At 63.6% G+C, this 910-nt stretch carries 1 protein-coding gene and 1 pseudogene; both read right to left on the bottom strand.

Going from position 1 to position 910, the window contains the following annotated elements; all coding sequences use genetic code 11:
* Window positions 1-254, bottom strand: a pseudogene (locus IVB32_RS06240) (hypothetical protein); the annotation flags it as partial.
* Between the two features lie 269 nt (window positions 255-523).
* Window positions 524-910 (bottom strand): TPM domain-containing protein (locus IVB32_RS06245; protein WP_247410002.1); only part of this gene is annotated, 387 nt, incomplete at its 5' end.

Raw genomic sequence — 910 nt, forward strand, 5'->3', positions numbered from 1 at the left:
GGTGCCATGACGATGAGCTTGCCGGGCTTTGGCTCGGACTTGGTCTCGGCTTTGGGCTCAACCTGGGCCTCGAACTTCGGCACCTCGATCCGCGGCGGCTCAATCTCGATCGGATCAGGCTTGGGCGGCGCCTCGTGGTCAGGGGCAATCGAAGGGGCCTCGATTCCCGCAGACTCGACGGCCTGCGGCGCGGTCGCGGCGGCTTCGACGACGCTCGTCTGCTCACCGGTCGTTTGGGCAGCCTGCTCAGCCATTGGTTCGCTCACAGCTCAAATACTCCACTCTGGATTGACCTTTTGGTAACTTTCATTGCTTGCGAAATCCTTACTTCGGGACCCGCTTACCGAAATTTTAGGGAGTCATCCGGGGCCGAATTGGGCCGGGAACGTGGAACCGGTGTGGCGGGTATGAAGCAATTTGTAACCGGGCGAAGATGAACGGCCGCGCAACGGACAGGGTCTGCCGCCCCCACGTGGTCAACGACGGGAGTGGATGACGCCCGCTCTGTCCACATCACTGTCCGTCACATCAGCACCGGTGCATCCGGCAGCTCGTTGGGGTGCGGGCCGCTTGACGGAAAGTGCTTTGTCAGCTCCCGGGACACCGCCTCGATGCCGCCGATCACGCCGCGCTCGAACTGCCCCGACCTGAACTCGACTTCCATGGCGCGGCAGATGCTCTCCCAACGCTCGCCACCAACCTTCGCATCGATACCGCGGTCGGCGATGATCTCGACATCGCGGTCGGCGAGCAGGAGATAGATCAGGACACCATTGTTGTGCGCGGTGTCCCAGATGCGCAGTTGCGAGAACACGTCAAGCGCGCGCTCGCGCGCCGGCTGGTTGCGAAACAGCGGGCCGCCGTCGAGCGCGCCTTCCACCACGAAGCGGAGCTGGCCGGAATGGCTGGC

The organism is Bradyrhizobium sp. 23, assembly GCF_023073295.1.
GTDB lineage: Bacteria > Pseudomonadota > Alphaproteobacteria > Rhizobiales > Xanthobacteraceae > Bradyrhizobium > Bradyrhizobium canariense_D.